This is a genomic window from Pseudomonas sp. WS 5051 (assembly GCF_012985715.1).
GTDB lineage: Bacteria > Pseudomonadota > Gammaproteobacteria > Pseudomonadales > Pseudomonadaceae > Aquipseudomonas > Aquipseudomonas bubulae.
Genome location: NZ_JAAQWV010000010.1, coordinates 39,372 through 56,483, shown reverse-complemented (window position 1 = coordinate 56,483; position 17,112 = coordinate 39,372). Strand labels below are relative to the sequence as shown.

Annotated in this window: 17 protein-coding genes; 10 read left to right on the top strand and 7 right to left on the bottom strand. The window is 55.3% G+C overall.

Annotation, left to right across the window (positions count from 1 at the left end):
• Positions 1–79: 79 nt before the first annotated feature.
• A complete protein-coding gene (locus HBN79_RS16700; protein WP_095003251.1) occupies positions 80–385 on the bottom strand; it encodes a PepSY domain-containing protein in 306 nt (101 codons plus the stop codon).
• A gap of 87 nt (positions 386–472) precedes the next feature.
• Complete coding sequence (locus HBN79_RS16695; protein WP_095027183.1) at positions 473–1,606, bottom strand: glycerophosphodiester phosphodiesterase; 1,134 nt, start codon at positions 1,604–1,606, stop codon at positions 473–475.
• A gap of 168 nt (positions 1,607–1,774) precedes the next feature.
• Between HBN79_RS16695 and HBN79_RS16690 the strand changes: the two genes are divergently transcribed.
• Positions 1,775–2,098, top strand: a complete 324-nt coding sequence (locus HBN79_RS16690; RefSeq protein WP_095003249.1) for a DUF2025 family protein — start codon at positions 1,775–1,777, stop codon at positions 2,096–2,098.
• Between the two features lie 23 nt (positions 2,099–2,121).
• On the opposite strand, the gene HBN79_RS16685 is transcribed toward HBN79_RS16690, so the two are convergent.
• Positions 2,122–3,201 (bottom strand): diguanylate cyclase, encoded by a 1,080-nt coding sequence (locus HBN79_RS16685; protein WP_169916913.1) that lies wholly within the window; start codon positions 3,199–3,201, stop codon positions 2,122–2,124.
• Between the two features lie 256 nt (positions 3,202–3,457).
• On the opposite strand from HBN79_RS16685, the gene HBN79_RS16680 reads away from it, so the two are divergent.
• Positions 3,458–4,486, top strand: coding sequence for an MBL fold metallo-hydrolase (locus HBN79_RS16680; RefSeq protein WP_169916912.1), 1,029 nt, complete (start codon positions 3,458–3,460; stop codon positions 4,484–4,486).
• A gap of 9 nt (positions 4,487–4,495) precedes the next feature.
• Here HBN79_RS16680 and HBN79_RS16675 read toward each other — a convergent pair whose 3' ends face one another.
• Complete coding sequence (locus HBN79_RS16675) at positions 4,496–4,813, bottom strand: helix-turn-helix transcriptional regulator (RefSeq protein ID WP_095027181.1); 318 nt, start codon at positions 4,811–4,813, stop codon at positions 4,496–4,498.
• A 609-nt stretch (positions 4,814–5,422) separates the two neighbouring features.
• Here HBN79_RS16675 and HBN79_RS16670 point away from each other — a divergent pair.
• Positions 5,423–6,469: a hypothetical protein gene (locus HBN79_RS16670; RefSeq protein WP_169916911.1), complete on the top strand. Its 1,047-nt coding sequence runs from the start codon at positions 5,423–5,425 to the stop codon at positions 6,467–6,469.
• 79 nt (positions 6,470–6,548) lie between these two features.
• On the opposite strand, the gene HBN79_RS16665 is transcribed toward HBN79_RS16670, so the two are convergent.
• The 3 genes from HBN79_RS16665 to HBN79_RS16655 all read right to left on the bottom strand — a co-directional run bounded on the left by HBN79_RS16665 (position 6,549) and on the right by HBN79_RS16655 (position 8,965).
• Complete coding sequence (locus HBN79_RS16665) at positions 6,549–7,799, bottom strand: ribonucleotide-diphosphate reductase subunit beta (RefSeq protein WP_016782118.1); 1,251 nt, start codon at positions 7,797–7,799, stop codon at positions 6,549–6,551.
• 503 nt (positions 7,800–8,302) lie between these two features.
• The gene (locus HBN79_RS16660) at positions 8,303–8,560 is read right to left on the bottom strand and encodes a heme utilization protein (protein WP_095019707.1); all 258 of its coding nucleotides are present in this window, start codon (positions 8,558–8,560) and stop codon (positions 8,303–8,305) included.
• A 141-nt stretch (positions 8,561–8,701) separates the two neighbouring features.
• Complete coding sequence (locus HBN79_RS16655) at positions 8,702–8,965, bottom strand: DUF2790 domain-containing protein (protein WP_095003243.1); 264 nt, start codon at positions 8,963–8,965, stop codon at positions 8,702–8,704.
• Positions 8,966–9,380: 415 nt separating this feature from the next.
• On the opposite strand from HBN79_RS16655, the gene acs reads away from it, so the two are divergent.
• The 7 genes from acs (at position 9,381) to argR (ending at position 17,112) form a co-directional block, all read left to right on the top strand.
• A complete protein-coding gene (acs, locus tag HBN79_RS16650; protein ID WP_086798394.1) occupies positions 9,381–11,336 on the top strand; it encodes an acetate--CoA ligase in 1,956 nt (651 codons plus the stop codon).
• A 512-nt stretch (positions 11,337–11,848) separates the two neighbouring features.
• Positions 11,849–12,622 carry an ABC transporter substrate-binding protein gene (locus HBN79_RS16645; protein WP_095003241.1) on the top strand — a complete coding sequence of 258 codons (774 nt, stop codon included), beginning with the start codon at positions 11,849–11,851 and terminating at the stop codon, positions 12,620–12,622.
• 105 nt (positions 12,623–12,727) lie between these two features.
• Positions 12,728–13,417 carry an ABC transporter permease gene (locus tag HBN79_RS16640; RefSeq protein ID WP_095003240.1) on the top strand — a complete coding sequence of 230 codons (690 nt, stop codon included), beginning with the start codon at positions 12,728–12,730 and terminating at the stop codon, positions 13,415–13,417.
• Entirely contained in the window at positions 13,414–14,112 is a 699-nt protein-coding gene (locus HBN79_RS16635) for an ABC transporter permease (RefSeq protein WP_095003239.1), read from the top strand. Before HBN79_RS16640 ends, HBN79_RS16635 begins: the two co-directional genes overlap by 4 nt.
• Before the next feature lie 3 nt (positions 14,113–14,115).
• A complete protein-coding gene (locus tag HBN79_RS16630) occupies positions 14,116–15,228 on the top strand; it encodes a succinylglutamate desuccinylase/aspartoacylase family protein (protein WP_095003238.1) in 1,113 nt (370 codons plus the stop codon).
• Positions 15,229–15,251: 23 nt separating this feature from the next.
• Entirely contained in the window at positions 15,252–16,016 is a 765-nt protein-coding gene (locus HBN79_RS16625; RefSeq protein WP_095003237.1) for an ATP-binding cassette domain-containing protein, read from the top strand.
• Positions 16,017–16,131: 115 nt separating this feature from the next.
• Entirely contained in the window at positions 16,132–17,112 is a 981-nt protein-coding gene (gene argR / locus HBN79_RS16620; protein ID WP_095003236.1) for a transcriptional regulator ArgR, read from the top strand.

Sequence of the window (17,112 nt, the reverse complement as noted above, 5' to 3'; positions counted from 1 at the left end):
GCACTTATTCCTAAGCAAGCGCTAAATAAAAAGGCCGCGCCACCCATGAAGAGTGGCGCAGCCTTTTATTCAAATCAACTCAGGTGTCTTGTTTGTCTTGCAGCACTTCGCCGGTTTTTGCGTCGAGATCTACGTCCCATTTGATGCCTTTGGTATCGCGCAATTCAACTTCATACACCAGCTTGCCGTAGGAGTGATCAAGCTCGGTATCGAGAATGGTCGCGCCAGGGTGTTTGTCCAGTGCTGCTTGATTCAACTTTTCAAACGAGGTGATTTCACCCGATTTGATCAGGCCCGGGATATGGTCCGGGCGTACATCGGCCTGAGCAATACCGGCAGTCAGAGCCAGGGCAACAGTTGCAAATACCAGATTAAGTTTTTTCATGTTGAGTCCCTTTGGGTTGATCTGTTCAAGTGGGATCAGATTAACCGGCGCAACTTAACTCACCCTTAATTTTCGCCCCTTGCAGGTTTAAAAGCCATTTTTCTCCAGCAACTGATTGACGCTTTGTGGCACCGGGCGCTGGTAATACGTGAGCAACTCGCTGGCGCGGTTGGTGAAGATGCCGTCGACACCTGCGTCCATTGCCTTTTTGAAGTCAACGGGGGCATCGAGGGTGTAAACATGTACCAGCATGCCCCGGTCATGGGCGGCGCTGTTCATCCAGGGCTGGATCAGGTCGAAGTAGCTCTGGTCACCCCCGTGGGTCAAGGCTGCCGAAGGGCCTGTACCGATGGCACCGTTGGCCTTGGCAAAGTCGAGCCACTGGATGAACTCGGCTTTGTCCTTGGGTTGCTGTTTGGCGTAGTACGCGGCTTTATCCTTTTCGCCGGAGTCGGCGAAACTGACTGAGGTGTTGGGCTTCATGCCGCCTTCACCTACCCATAACAGCAGGATCTTCGGCGTGTCGGGCATTTCTTTTTGCAGCAGCTCAAGGCTGTTTTTGTCGAAGGTTTGCAACATGACCCGGCCTTTGCCCTGGCCGACCAGTGGTTTGCCTTCCGCCTCTGCCGAGGCAACGGGCTCAAGCCAGCCGCGTTCGCTCAACTTGTTTTTCAGATCGTGTTCAAGGCCCGGGAACTGCCTGGGCTCTTTGGTTTCGATGTAGAGGCCCGGTTTGTACTGTGGATTGCCCTGGGCGATATCGATAATTTCGTCCAGGGTCAGGATCGGCAGCCCGACATAGGACGGGCGCGCGCGATCCGGATAAGCCTGGTTGAACCAACTGCCGGCATCCAGGGTTTTAAGCTCGGCCAGGGTAAAGGCGCTGGCCGGGCTGTCCTTGCGTTGCGGAAACTTTTTGGCGACGTCAGTGGTGCGCAACAGGCTGTTGTCATGCAGCGCAAACAGAACGCCGTCCTTGCTGCGTTGCAGGTCCATTTCCAGATAGTCAGCCCCCAGATCCCTGGCAAGGGTGTAGGCGGCAGCGGTTGATTCCGGAGCATCGAAGGACGCACCGCGATGGGCGATCACCGCCGGGCGCGGTATGCCATGAGCGTTGGCCAGTGCCGCCTCGGTCGCATTGGATGCGCCAGCATTCTGTACGCCACCCAAGCCCAGGAGCAGGCTCAGCAGCAGGGCGTTTTTGCCAAAAGTGTCAGGCATTGGTTGAGTTCCTTTCAATCAGAAAAACAGAGGGTGTTTTTTAGCGGTTTTTCGTGAAGATGTGCAGTATTCTTGGCCACATCAACGTCCCCGGCAGAGGGGCAGGCAATCGAACTTGCGTGTAAACCACCGTCCCGGAGCCTTTCAGGCTCATCAGTGAGGTTTACCATGCGTATCACTTCGCAACTCATCTGTCAGGCCGCCGACCTACTTAGCGGCTTTGTTGGTTTCAATCGTAAGACAGGCCAGCACATTGTCCGTTTCAGTGAAGATTCATTTGGAATGGATGTCGCCGACGACAACATCACGCCCACCAGCGAATTTGTCTGGCAGGCCGATGGTGCTGGCACCATGACTCTCAAGCGCGAGTTGATTCAGTTGTTGCTGGATCAGAATATCGATGACCGCCTGAACATCACCGAGCCCTTGAGGGTGTATATGCAGCGCCAGGATGTGCCCGAGATTTCGGCCTTGCGTCGCTGCATCAGTTGAATAGCGCTGCCCGGGCCCTGTTTCTATACCGGATCATTGCTCAGCTGTGATTCAGCAAGGGTGTCTGCTGCGCCAACACTGATTTTGTTGCGCCCTGTATTCTTTGCGATATACAGCGCTTTGTCTGCCTCGTTCAGCCACGTGCTGGCCTGGAGGAGTTCGGGGCGGCAAGTGGCAAGCCCGATACTCAGGCTAACGCACAGGCCGGGCTCGTCGGCGTGTTGATAGTTGTCAATCACGTGGCGCAGCCGTTCCATGATTTCCCGGGCCTGGTCCAGGGTGCGATTGGGCAGGATGACGCAGAATTCATCACCGCCGTAGCGGCCTGCAAGGTCTTCAGTACGCAAATTGTCCTTGAGCTCCTTGCTGAGCTGGCGCAATACACTGTCGCCGACAATATGCCCGTAGGTGTCGTTGATCTGTTTGAAGTGATCGATATCAATCAGCGCCAGAGTCGCCGGAGAATTGCGCTCCAGACTTTGCTGGAAACTGAGTTGCAGCAGGTCTTTCCATGAGCCGTGATTAAGCAGCCCGGTCAGGCTATCGGTGCGGCTGAGGGTACTGAGGGTGCGTTTATGCTCGGCCAGGGTGATTGCCAGACCATAGCTGACCATGCCTACAGCAAAAGGGTAAAGAATCAGCACGGGTACGCAGGCATAGACCTGCAGGCTGGTGGTATGGGGTGTAAACGCAAAGCCGAACAGCAGCAACGCAACCAGGGCGCCTGCCAGCTGCGCCAGCGCTCCGCGAACCAGCAGTTTTGGCCCTCCGGCAGCCACGTTGTGCATGGTCATCATCGACACGATGATCACCGTAGGCAGCGGATTGAACTCGATAGCCGCCGCCCAAAACCCTCCGCACATGGAATCAATCAAAATATTTCGACGTTCAGCCCGGTAGGGATAGGCTGCACGCGATGACAATTGATAGGCCAGGTGAGGCCATACGAACGCGTTTAGCAGCAGTAGTGGCCAAACCCATATGGATCTGTCGAGGGGGTAGAGGGCGGCCATTAGCCCGATACTGCCAAACCCTGAGCCAATCACTCGCGGCGCATAAATACGCTTGGCGAACGACAACCCTTTGCCTCTTTTATTGTCCATGTCTATCTGCGCAAGATGTGCGGGCGGAGTTTCTGGCAACTGCCGGGTACTGCATTATCGATTGTTGGCTGGTCGGTCAGCCTTGTCGAGAATACACCCCATCTGTTCCGAAAATTCTGAAACAGTTATGGGGACTAGATTAGCTTAATAAGTCGAGGGCAAGCTGCGGCGCAGAAGGATGCCAGTAGAATGTCGATCATCCTCTAACAGGCCTGTAAACAGAGTATTAATCACTTTTGACTGGAGCCTTCAAGCCATGGCACTCGACTCAAGCAGTGCAGAGGGGCCTAAGCCCGCTGAGCGTCATAAAGGTGCATTTCAAAATGCTGGCGTCAAGCCGCCTTCCAGTATCGGCAAAACCTTGGGCATTTTTTGGAGAATGATATTCCAAAAGCCTGCGAGCACTCGCCCTGCAGGTGTGATCCCGGTCAAACCGCTGACCCGTGAGCAATTGGACGAGGCTGCGGATTTCAGTGTGTACCGGTTGGGTCACTCGACTCTGCTGCTCAAGCTCAAGGGAAAGTACTGGTTGACCGACCCGGTCTATGCTGAGCGTGCATCGCCGTTCCAGTGGGCTGGCCCCAAGCGCTTCCATGCGCCGCCCATCAGCCTTGATGAGCTCCCGCCACTGGAAGCAGTGATTCTTTCCCACAATCATTACGATCACCTGGACCAAAAAACCGTATTGCAACTGGCCGCCAAAACACAGCAGTTTTTGGCGCCGCTGGGTGTGGGCGACTTGCTGGTCAAATGGGGAGTACCAGCCAGCAAGGTTCAGCAACTGGATTGGTGGCAGGGCACCCAACTTGCAGGTATCCGCTTTATCGCGACTCCTTCCCAGCACTTTTCAGGCCGCGGCCTGTTTGATCATAACCAGACGCTTTGGGCATCCTGGGTCATGATCATTGATGACGTGCGAATCTTCTTCAGTGGAGACTCAGGTTACTTCGACGGTTTCAAGCTGATCGGCGAGCAGTTTGGGCCATTTGATCTGACCCTGATGGAGACAGGTGCCTACAACACCGACTGGCCCGATGTGCATATGCAGCCCGAACACAGCCTGCAAGCGCACAACGACCTCAACGGGCGTTGGTTGTTACCTATTCACAACGGCACCTTTGATCTGGCTTTTCATGCCTGGTTCGAGCCGTTTGAGCGCATTGTGGCGTTGGCAGAGCAACGCAAAGTGCTGATTACAACGCCACAAATGGGTGAGGCTTTCAATCTGCTAACCCCTCACCGGGGCCGTGCCTGGTGGCTTGAGGTAGAAACCCCAGGGCAATAGGGCCGTATTTCACTCGATCAGAGCAAAATCTTCGCGCCCCATCGGATCTGGTGTTGTGCCGCGAACATTTCCCCCGCGACCGGGGGTAAAGCCGGGAAAGAACACCAGGCCCTGCGCCTCAAGGCTATAGGCCAGGGCCAGCCGGGTTACGTCGCGAACGGGGGCTTGTGCCTCGAAGCGTTCAATGGCCGAGACTGAAACCCCGGACTGCTCACTCAGGTACTCGCGATTCCAGCCCAGCATTTCGCGGGCCTGCGAGCAGTGCAGCGGGGTAAATTGATTGATGACGATACGTTCAAACGTACTGCGCGTGGCTGAATGAGGCATGGGTTTCTCCAGGGCTGAGTCAGTGCTTGAAAATGTACTGTGTTTTTATACAGCTATCTTGGTGCCGGAACAAACTCATTTTTTGATAAGTGCCGAGGGGCGAAATCTGTTGTCTGGCTGCATTTTTATGAGCTTTTGCGCGAAGAGCATGGGTCGAAAATTTCGATAGTGGGGTGTGTGTAATTTTTTCGCGGAAAACGGCCATGTTGCTCACGTCATCGCGGGGACACGGTTAGCAGAGCTTTCTTCGTTGAAATCAGAAAAATCCTAACTCTTTTATTTTAAATAAGCTTAAGACTGGTTCCCATATCAGGGATGTCCCAGTGCTTAGCCTGCACATTGACGCTATCAAAATATAATGCCCATAAAGTTTGCACACTTGTATCTGTTGAAGCAGTCATCACCTTCTACGAAGACACCCACGTTGTATTCAGGGTGGGAGCCTTGCGGCGAAAATCAGCAATAAGTCAGTTGCAAAAGGTATCTGGGGTTTTCTCTGTCGCTGGGTGTGTGCGGTTAATGTAAAAGAGAACTTTTAAACAGTTTTTCAGTGGTCGGATGATGACTGTTTAAACGTTTACCCTTATCTGCAAGAACGGTATAAAAAAGATGATGGAAGCCATAGGTGAGCCCACCAACAGTATCAATCAACTCCTGTATTTGCTGTATGGCGGCAAAGAAGTTTATCGGCTTGAAGCAAAATTCAGTATTTTGTCGGCGTTGCGCTACAGAAAAGATCCGGCTGACTTTACGATCACACTGATGACTGATCAGCCTGAGGCATTTGATGGCTGGCCTGTGAGCGTGTTGCCTCTGAGCGTTGAGGTGCTGGACGCCTGGCAAGGGGCAGGCGGTTATTATCACCGGCGTAAGGCTTGCGCTATCCAGGCGGGCGTTGCGCTGTCTGGCAAAACCATTTTCGTTGATACCGATACGGTTTTTTTCAAAGACCCGGCCCAATTGTTTAAACGGGTCTCTGATAGTCATTTTTTGATGGATAAGTTTGAGTTGAGTTGGGCAGATGCTTCCCGGCGCCTGGGGTTTCGTAAACTGGTTACACAGCTCGACGCTGAAAATAAAGCCCCCGCACCGTGGTTGAAGCTGTTCAATAGCGGGGTTTGCGGGATGACCAAAACCAACGGTCATATTTTTGAAGGTGTAATTAGTTTGATTGATCAATGGGCTCATCATGGAGCAACACTTCTTACGATTGAGCAAATTGCTATATCGTTTATGCTGCATGGTCGAAAAGTGATTGCGGCCAATGACTGCATTAATCATTACTTCTCGGTGAAGCACTATCACCATGCAATGTACCGGGCTTTTTTTAATAAGCAGGATGAGGGCTATCGTGAGGGTTTGCCGCAAGCATCATTTGCCGTTCCTGACCGTCTTCCCAGGGTCTCGCTGCGTCATCGTTTACAGCTGAGGTGGAAATTGAGGGGGCAATGCAGTACCTCTCGAAAAATTGCCAAACTCTATCTGCTGGGTAAGGCGGGTAGCCAATTACCCTATCTTGAGGCGTGTAAGCCTCTTTGGTGGGCTGTAGCCGTTGAGGAGCTGAGAAATCTGGAAGCTGCTGGGAAGTCTCACACGAAACTCGCCGCACTATGGCAGGCGGATTCCGGCTTTTTGAGTTTAATAAAGGGTAATTGAAAATTTCGATGCCAATAAAAAGGGCCAACATGGTTGGCCCTTTTTATTTACCCGGTGTGGCTTTAACCAACCCGGTGTATCAATCCCAGCTCAATGCACCGCCGGTTTGGTATTCGATGACCCGTGTTTCGAAGAAGTTTTTCTCTTTCTTCAAATCCATGATTTCGCTCATCCATGGGAACGGGTTAGTCGTGCCCGGGTATTCTTCTTTCAGGCCGATTTGCGACAGGCGGCGGTTGGCGATGAACTTGAGGTAGTCTTCCATCATCGCTGCGTTCATGCCCAATACGCCGCGTGGCATGGTGTCACGTGCGTATTCGATTTCCAGCTGGGTGCCTTGCAGAATCATCTGCGAAGCTTCTTCCTTCATTTCAGCGTCCCACAAGTGCGGGTTTTCGATTTTGATCTGGTTGATCACGTCGATGCCGAAGTTCAGGTGCATGGATTCGTCGCGCAGGATGTACTGGAACTGCTCGGCAACCCCGGTCATTTTGTTGCGACGACCCATCGACAGGATCTGCGTAAAGCCGCAGTAGAAGAAGATGCCTTCCAGAACGCAGTAGTAGGCGATCAGGTTGCGCAGCAGCTCTTTGTCGGTTTCGACAGTACCGGTTTCGAACTTCGGATCAGAGATCGAACGGGTGTATTTCAGGCCCCAGGTAGCTTTTTTAGCAACCGACGGGATCTCGTGGTACATGTTGAAGATCTCGCCTTCATCCATGGCCAGCGATTCGATGCAGTACTGGTAGGCGTGGGTATGGATCGCCTCTTCGAAAGCCTGGCGCAGGATGTACTGGCGGCACTCCGGGTTGGTGATCAGGCGGTATACGGCCAGTACCAGGTTGTTGGCTACCAGGGAGTCGGCAGTCGAGAAGAAGCCCAGGTTGCGCATCACGATGCGGCGCTCGTCGTCGGTCAGGCCTTCCGGGTTTTTCCAGAGGGCGATGTCGGCGGTCATGTTGACTTCTTGCGGCATCCAGTGGTTTGCGCAGCCGTCCAGGTATTTCTGCCACGCCCAGTCGTATTTGAACGGTACGAGCTGGTTCAGGTCGGCGCGGCAGTTGATCATCATTTTTTCGTCAACCGCTACACGGGCGGAAGCGCCTTCGAGTTCGGCCAGACCTTCAGCAATGTCGAGGTTGTCCAGCGCGGCTTTGGCACGAATGATCGCGGCCGAGTCGGTAGCCGTGACTGCGCGGGCTTCCTGGGCAGCTACGCCGCCAGCGGCGTCGAGGCGGTCCATGTTGGCTTCGGTTGCGTGGCCTGCGTTGGCGCCTTTAACAGCGACTTCGCCTTCGTCTTCTTTGTCGAATTCGTCCCAGCTCAGCATGACGTGTCGTCTCCTGCGTGAGGGCCTGATAGCTGCGTGAAAACACTTATGGTTTGGTTTTTACGCGGCCATAGGCCACTTGGATCTAAGAAATGTTGCTTGCAGTAGCGTTGTGCTCACGCAAAAACATGAATGTGTACGTTGGCTTGTACCGCTGTCGTTCAGGGAAGGAGGTCGTGCCTGCACTTGCCCTGGGCCTTGAGGCCGTAGCAGCGTGGTTTTTTAGCCCGCGAAGGGGATATGCCAAGCCTTTTTGATGGCCGCAGTATAAGGCTTTTGCACAAGGTATTTCAGCCAGTTTTTTTGCTGGAGATGCGACGAAACGCCCTAAATTTGTCCAGGGCTTAAGCAAGGCTGCGGCTGGGCGAGGGTTTGCCGGGGCAGAAGTTTTTTTGTCATGGGTCTGGGCGACCAAATGACCTGTGGCATGAGCGGGAGGGAAGGGAGATTTGTTGCAAGGCAGACCACGCCCGGCAGCTACCGGGCGTCAGGTCGAAGCGGTGTTAGCTGAGACGATGGCCGTTGGTACGGTCATAGCCGTCTTCAGCAAAGCTGGCCGAGCGGGTGCTGTCATAGCCGTCTTCGGCAAAGCTGGCCGAGCGGGTGCTGTCATAGCCGTCTTCGGCAAAATTGGCCGAGCGGGTGCTGTTGTAGCCATCTTCAGTAAAAGTGGCGGCGTGGGTACGGTCATAACCGTCAGCGGCAAAAGCTGAACTGGCCAGAACAGACAAACTGAAAGCCACTATCAAAGAACGTTTCATTAGATAATTCCCGGGCGATACATGCGCGGCGGGCAACGTTTCAAAGTTATATAAGCCAGGTTGAAAGTTGCAATTAAACACCGCGTTGGTTCGCGTGAATAAGTGAGTTGATTAACGCTGGAATAAATCGCAGGTTATTAATCAGCCGTTGGAGCAGCCGTTGCCCATGACACGGTATTCAAGAGTGTGCTGCTTGCCCTGCGAGTCTTCGTAGACCATCTGGGCCGGCACAACTTCGCAAACGCTGGGGATTTCGCTCATGGAAATCACTTTGGCGATGTCCAGTTCGGATGAGTAGGAATACTGTTCGACGGCAGGTTGCGGGTGCGCAGCTTGTGTGTTCACTTCCTCAGCCATGGCGGTCAGACACACACTGCTCAGGGCCAGAACTAACAACGCTTTCATTTCAGAGTTACCTGTTTTAGGTCGAGTGGGGTCACACAGCCCTTGTGAGGCTGTGCGTGAAACTGAGTATTGAAGAGCGACTTAACTTGCCTTCGTGGGGGCTGTAACTTGGGTTAATCGCGGTGCCTTGGTTGGCGAGATGAATTTTAGGCCTGTGCCGTGCGGGCATATAGAGGGAGTTTTGATAAAGACTGTTGACAGTTTCTGCAACAATCGTCGAAAACAGAGCTCATTTCTGACGTTTACAAGGCGCGTGACGAGCAGGAAATCGCTGTAAGTACTGTGCTTGAGCCTTGCGCAGAAAAACCATGACTTTTCTGCGTGTTTCTTACTACCAACGTCGAATGGATCTCACGGCCTGGCCCGGCTAAAACAGGGTCATAAAACAACAACTACAAGCATTGAGGTATGAAACATGAGTGCCGCTTCCCTGTATCCCGTACGCCCTGAAGTCGCTGCCAATACGCTGACTGACGAGGCGACCTACAAGGCGATGTACCAGCAGTCCGTCGTCAACCCGGATGGCTTCTGGCGCGAACAAGCAAAGCGCCTCGACTGGATCAAGCCTTTTACCACCGTCAAACAGACCTCTTTCGACGATCATCATGTCGATATCAAATGGTTCGCGGACGGCACTCTCAACGTTTCCTACAACTGCCTGGACCGTCACCTTGCCGAGCGCGGCGATCAAGTGGCCATCATTTGGGAAGGGGATGATCCTTCCGAGCAGCGCAACATTACCTACCGTGAGCTGCACGAAGAGGTGTGCAAGCTGGCCAACGCCTTGCGCGGTCAGGATGTGCACCGGGGTGACGTAGTCACCATCTATATGCCGATGGTGCCTGAGGCTGTGGTCGCCATGCTGGCGTGTACCCGGATCGGTGCAATCCACTCGGTTGTATTTGGTGGGTTCTCGCCAGAGGCGCTGGCCGGCCGGATCATCGACTGCAAATCCAAGGTAGTGATCACCGCTGACGAAGGCCTGCGTGGCGGCAAGCGTACCGCGCTCAAGGCCAATGTCGATGTGGCACTGACCAACCCGGATACCTCCAGCGTTCAGAAGATCATCGTGTTCAAGCGTACCGGCGGGGACATCGCCTGGTACAAGCATCGTGATATCTGGTACCACGACCTGATGGCCGTGGCCTCGACTCACTGCGCCCCGAAAGAAATGGGCGCAGAAGAAGCCTTGTTTATCCTTTATACCTCCGGCTCTACCGGCAAGCCCAAAGGTGTGCAGCACACCACGGGTGGCTATCTGCTCTATGCGGCGTTGACCCACGAACGCGTGTTCGACTACCGCCCGGGCGAGGTGTACTGGTGCACGGCGGACGTCGGCTGGGTGACCGGTCACACGTATATCGTCTACGGGCCATTGGCCAACGGCGCAACCACCGTGCTGTTCGAAGGTGTGCCGAACTACCCGGACATTACCCGCGTTTCGAAAATTGTCGACAAGCACAAGGTCAATATTCTCTACACCGCGCCTACAGCCATTCGCGCGATGATGGCCGAAGGTCAGGCGGCGGTTAAGGATGCCGATGGCTCCAGCTTGCGCTTGCTGGGTTCGGTGGGTGAGCCGATCAACCCTGAGGCCTGGAACTGGTACTACACTACGGTCGGCAAAGAGCGTTGCCCGATTGTGGATACCTGGTGGCAGACCGAAACCGGCGCTTGCATGATGAGCCCGCTGCCTGGGGCGCATGCACTCAAGCCAGGCTCTGCAGCGCGTCCGTTCTTTGGTGTGGTGCCGGGGCTGGTGGATAACCTTGGCAACCTTATAGAAGGGGCCGCTGAAGGTAACCTGGTGATTCTGGACTCCTGGCCTGGACAGGCGCGCACCTTGTATGGCGATCACGACCGGTTCGTCGATACCTACTTCAAGACCTTCCGTGGCATGTACTTCACCGGCGACGGCGCGCGTCGTGACGAAGACGGTTACTACTGGATCACCGGTCGTGTAGATGACGTGCTCAACGTGTCCGGCCACCGGATGGGGACTGCTGAAATCGAAAGCGCAATGGTGGCCCACCCTAAAGTGGCAGAGGCTGCAGTGGTTGGCGTGCCCCATGACATCAAAGGGCAGGGGATTTATGTCTATGTCACCCTCAATGGTGGCGAAGAGCCAAGTGAGGCGTTGCGCCTTGAATTGAAAAACTGGGTGCGCAAAGAGATCGGTCCGATCGCTTCGCCGGATGTCATCCAGTGGGCGCCCGGCCTGCCGAAAACCCGTTCGGGCAAAATCATGCGTCGTATCCTTCGCAAGATAGCTACCGGCGAATACGACGGTCTGGGTGATATTTCTACTCTGGCTGACCCGGGTGTGGTGCAGCACTTGATCGATACCCATAAAGGCATGAAGGTCGCCTAACACGGCCTGAAGGTCACCAAGCCCCGTCCGGCATAACCTGGCGGGGCTTTTTATTGGGCAACTGCAGATCCTGTGGGAGCCGACTATGTGTTACCGCAGATGTAACCGGTTGCCCGTTAGCGGGGCCTTCTGATACTCAAAGCACCGTTTTAGAGCCCTTTTCGGCTCCTGAATAAATAAGATGAAACGCTGCACTTGCCGGAATAGAAGGCTTTGCGAATAATAGGCCCGCTATTTGCAACTCACATAGGTTCTATGTCTTTTGCTCTTGCATAAACATGAAGAGCTGTCAATGCCTGGAGTCGCTTTTTTCGGTGCATCTGTAACTAGTTGTCGCATTGAAGAAATAACGGCTTGAAGCCTGTCGTTAGAATGCCGATCACCCGCTCGTCGTTGTTGTGCTGGTCACAGTGCAACGCCAGTAGGACGTGGCGCCGCATTCCCGGTTTAACCTCCGCATATTGGGCTCAGGCTCACTCTGCTTTTATTGCCTTTACCGATGGAGTCCTAAGATGAAGAAACTCGTGCTTCTTGGCGCCCTGGCACTGTCCGTGCTGTCCCTGCAGGCTTTTGCTGCTGACAAACCTCTGAAAATTGGTATTGAAGCGGCTTACCCTCCGTTCGCTTCCAAAGCCCCGGATGGCAGTATCGTGGGTTTTGACTACGACATCGGTAATGCACTGTGCGAGCAGATGCAGGTCAAGTGCGTGTGGGTCGAGCAAGAATTCGATGGCCTGATCCCGGCACTTAAAGTGCGCAAAATCGACGCAATCCTGTCCTCGATGTCCATCACCGAAGACCGCAAGAAGTCCGTTGATTTCACCAACAAGTACTACCTGACGCCAGCGCGCCTGGTGATGAAGGAAGGTACTGTGGTCAGCGACAGCCTTGATGAACTCAAAGGCAAGAAAATCGGCGTACAGCGCGGCTCGATTCACGACCGTTTCGCCAAGGAAGTTCTGGCGCCTAAAGGTGCCGTTGTCGTTCCTTACGGCTCGCAGAACGAAATCTACCTGGACGTGGAAGCGGGTCGTCTCGACGGCACCGTTGCAGACGCCACCCTGCTGGAAGACGGTTTCCTGAAGACCCCGGCTGGCAAAGGCTACGCATTCGCAGGCCCGGCATTCACCGACGTCAAGTACTTTGGTGATGGCGTGGGTATCGCCGTACGCAAGGGCGACGCCCTGAAAGACAAGATCAACGCTGCTATCACGGCTCTGCGTGAAAACGGCAAGTACAAGCAAATCCAGGACAAGTACTTCAACTTCGATATTTACGGTCAGTAATACATCGCAGCAGTACGTCCGAAATGGCGCAAGCGACAGAATCTCTGAAGTTTGCGCCATTTTTTATTCCCCCATTTTCGAGCTATTTTTTAGAGGGCCGGAATCATGTTGAAAGGCTACGGGGCTGTCATCCTCGATGGCGCTTGGCTGACGCTTCAGCTCGCCTTGTCGTCCATGGCCCTGGCCATTGTTCTAGGTCTGATCGGTGTTTCGTTGCGCTTGTCGCCGGTACGTTGGCTGGCTTGGATGGGCGATCTGTATTCAACGGTAATCCGCGGGATTCCCGACCTTGTGCTGATTTTGCTGATTTTCTACGGCGGTCAGGACCTGCTCAATCGCGTTGCGCCGATGCTGGGCTACGACGATTACATTGACTTGAATCCGTTGGCGGCCGGTATCGGCACCCTGGGCTTCATTTTTGGTGCCTACCTGTCCGAGACCTTTCGTGGGGCCTTCATGGCCATTCCCAAGGGGCAGGCTGAAGCCGGCATGGCTTATGGCATGAGCCCGTTTCAGGTGTTTTTCCGGGTATTGGTGCCACAGATGATTCGCCTGGCGATCCCTGGCTTTACCAATAACTGGCTGGTGTTGACCAAGGCGACTGCACTGATTTCGGTGGTGGGCCTGCAAGACATGATGTTCAAGGCCAAGCAGGCGGCTGATGCCACCCGCGAGCCGTTCACCTTCTTCCTGGCCGTTGCGGCGATGTACCTGGTACTGACCAGTGTTTCGCTGCTGGCATTGCGACAACTTGAGAAGCGCTACTCGGTAGGCGTAAGGGCGGCTGATCTATGATCTTTGACTACAACGTCATCTGGGCCAGCATGCCGCTGTACTTGAGCGGCATGCTGGAAACCGTGAAACTGCTGGGTATTTCGCTGTTTTTCGGCCTGCTGGCAGCCGTGCCGCTGGGGTTGATGCGGGTCTCCAAGCAGGCCTGGGTCAACTTTCCGGCCTGGCTGTTCACCTACGTGATTCGCGGCACGCCGATGCTGGTGCAGCTGTTCTTGATCTACTACGGGCTGGCCCAGTTCGAAGTGATTCGTGACAGCTTTATGTGGCCGCTGTTGTCCAGTGCCACCTTCTGTGCCTGCCTGGCGTTTGCCATCAATACCAGTGCCTATACCGCCGAAATCATAGCCGGCAGCCTGCGGGCCACGCCCAATGGTGAGATTGAAGCGGCCAAGGCAATGGGCATGTCCCGCTCCAAGATGTATCGCCGCATTTTGCTGCCGTCGGCCATGCGCCGGGCTCTGCCGCAATACAGCAATGAAGTGATCATGATGTTGCAGACCACCAGTCTGGCCTCCATCGTGACCCTGATCGACATTACGGGCGCTGCGCGTACCGTCAATGCCCAGTACTACCTGCCGTTTGAGGCCTACATCACGGCCGGTGCTTTCTACCTGTGCCTGACCTTCATTCTGGTGCGCCTGTTCAAACTGGCCGAGCGCCGCTGGCTGGGCTATATGGCCCCGCGCAAGGCCTGAGTCATGGAGCGTATCGATCACCTGCTGCCCTGGAGCAGCCTGGGTTCCGAGCGTCACTTGACGGTGTTCCGTTTCGGTGAAGGTGAGCGCAAAGCCTATATCCAGGCCAGCCTGCATGCAGACGAACTGCCGGGCATGCGTTGTGCCTGGGAACTGAAAAAGCGCCTGAGCGAACTTGAAGCCCGGGGTGCTTTGAATGGCGTGATCGAACTGGTGCCCGTGGCCAACCCCCTGGGGCTCGGCCAGTTGCTGCAAGGCAGTCATCAGGGACGTTTCGAGTTTGGCAGCGGCAAAAACTTCAACCGCGATTTCGTCGAGTTGAGTGAGCCGGTAGCGCAGAGGCTGGCAGGTCGCCTGGGGGATGATCCTCACGCCAACACCCGACTGATCCGTCAGACAATGCTTGATATATTGTCCGAGTTGCCAGATCCGGTCAGTCAGTTGCAAGGTATGCAGCGTGTTTTGTTGAGTCATGCCTGTGATGCAGACATTGTCCTGGATCTGCACTGCGAGACCGATGCCGCACTGCATCTGTACGCCTTGCCCCAGCATTGGCCGCAGTGGCGTTCGCTGGCTGCGCATCTGGGTGTGCGGGTTGGGCTGTTGGCTGAAGACTCGGGTGGCAGCTCCTTCGATGAAGCCTGCTCAGTGCCCTGGCTGCGTTTGCAGCGCCAGTTTGCCGATGCGCAGATCCCTTTGGCCTGCATGTCGACCACCCTGGAGCTGGGCGGGCAGGCGGACACCGGCCGCCCGCAGGCCGAGGCTTATGCCGAGGGCATTCTGGCGTTTCTGGCCGAACAGGGCCTGATCACAGGTGACTGGCCTGCAGCGCAGCATGAGGCATGTGAAGGCATGCCATTTGAAGGCACTGAGTTGTTGTTTGCACCGCACCCCGGTGTGGTGAGTTTTTTACGTCCGGTGGGCGCCTGGGTTGAGCCCGGCGAGCCGCTGTTTGAAGTGATTGATCCTTTATCTGACCGGGTCAGTACGGTATGCGCGGGCACCGCCGGTGTGTTATTTGCCGTTGAGCGACTGCGCTATGCCCAACCCGGTTTCTGGCTGGCTAAAGTGGCGGGGCGCAAGCCTTTGCGTCACGGGCGCTTGCTCAACGACTGACTGTTTTTGTGAGAACCGACAGCATGTACAAACTTGAAGTCCAAGACCTGCATAAACGCTATGGCAGTCATGAAGTGCTCAAAGGCGTTTCGCTGGCCGCCAAGGCAGGTGATGTGATCAGCATCATCGGTTCCAGTGGCTCCGGCAAAAGTACCTTTTTGCGTTGCATCAACCTGCTCGAGCAACCCCATGCAGGCAAGATCCTGCTCAATGGTGAAGAGCTCAAGCTGATTGCCAACAAGGACGGCGCGCTCAAGGCCGCCGATCCCAAGCAGTTGCAGCGCATGCGCTCGCGCCTGTCGATGGTGTTCCAGCATTTCAACCTGTGGTCGCACATGACCGCGCTGGAAAACATCATGGAAGCGCCGGTGCATGTACTGGGCATGTCCAAGGCCGAAGCCCGTGACAAGGCTGAGCATTACCTGCAGAAAGTAGGCGTGTCGCACCGCAAGGATGCTTACCCGGGGCATATGTCCGGTGGCGAGCAGCAGCGTGTGGCAATTGCCCGTGCGCTGGCGATGGAGCCTGAGGTCATGCTGTTTGACGAGCCGACCTCGGCCCTTGACCCTGAGCTGGTGGGTGATGTGCTCAAGGTGATGCAGGATCTGGCCCAGGAAGGCCGCACCATGGTGGTGGTGACCCACGAAATGGGTTTTGCCCGTGAAGTGTCGAACCAGTTGGTGTTTCTGCATAAAGGTATTGTCGAAGAAAGCGGTGACCCGCGTGAAGTGCTGGTTAACCCGCAGTGCGAGCGGTTGCAGCAGTTTCTGTCGGGCAGCTTGAAATAACTGCAATTTTAAGACTGCCGCTGTGCACCAAAATAGGTCATGCTCCGCATCCTGCGTAGCTGGCCCAGGCTGGGTGCACAGGTTTTATTCCCGTTTTCGTTCCGGATAGCACGCCATGACCGCCCATCGAATTGGTTTCCTCATTTGGCCCAGCACCAAAGCCTTGACTCTGGCGCTGGCCGAGGAAGCGTTGCGTGTTGCCCAGCGCGTGCATCCTGAAGTCGTCTACGAGTTGTTGTTCTTGCAGGCCGAGGCACCGCTTGAAGGAGCCTGGCAATTGCCGGGTGAGCCCTGGAACGGCAAGCTTGAAGGTTGCCAAAAGCTGTTTTTGCTGGCGGATGAGCCGCCTGCCGCCCTGACCTCGGCCCTGAGCAGTGCGCTCAAGCAACTGGTGCGGGCAGGGTGCGTGATTGGCGGGCTGTCGGCGGGTGTCTACCCGCTGGCGCAATTGGGTTTGCTGGATGGCTACCGTGCGGCCGTGCACTGGCGCTGGCAGGACGATTTCGCCGAGCGCTTCCCCAAAGTAATCGCCACCAGTCATTTGTTCGACTGGGATCGTGATCGCCTGAGCGCTTGCGGCGGGCTGTCGGTACTCGATTTGTTGCTGGCGGTGCTGGCTCGCGATCATGGTGCCGAACTGGCCGGTGCGGTGTCCGAGGAGCTGGTGGTCGAGCGCATCCGTGAAGGCGGTGAGCGTCAGCGTATCCCGCTGCAGAACCGTCTTGGCTCCAGCCATCCCAAGCTGACCCAGGCTGTGTTGCTGATGGAGGCCAATATTGAAGAGCCCCTGACCACCGACGAAATCGCCCAGCATGTGTGCGTTTCCCGTCGTCAGTTGGAGCGTATCTTCAAGCAGTACCTCAATCGCGTGCCGAGTCAGTACTACCTCGAACTGCGCCTGAATAAAGCCCGGCAGATGTTGATGCAAACCAGCAAGTCGATCATCCAGATCGGCTTGTCCTGCGGTTTCTCGTCGGGGCCGCATTTCTCCAGCGCCTATCGCAACTTCTTTGGTGCGACTCCCCGTGAAGATCGCAATCAGCGCCGTAGCAGCAGCCCTTTCGAGTTGTCTTCGGCCCCGGCCGAGCGCGGCTGA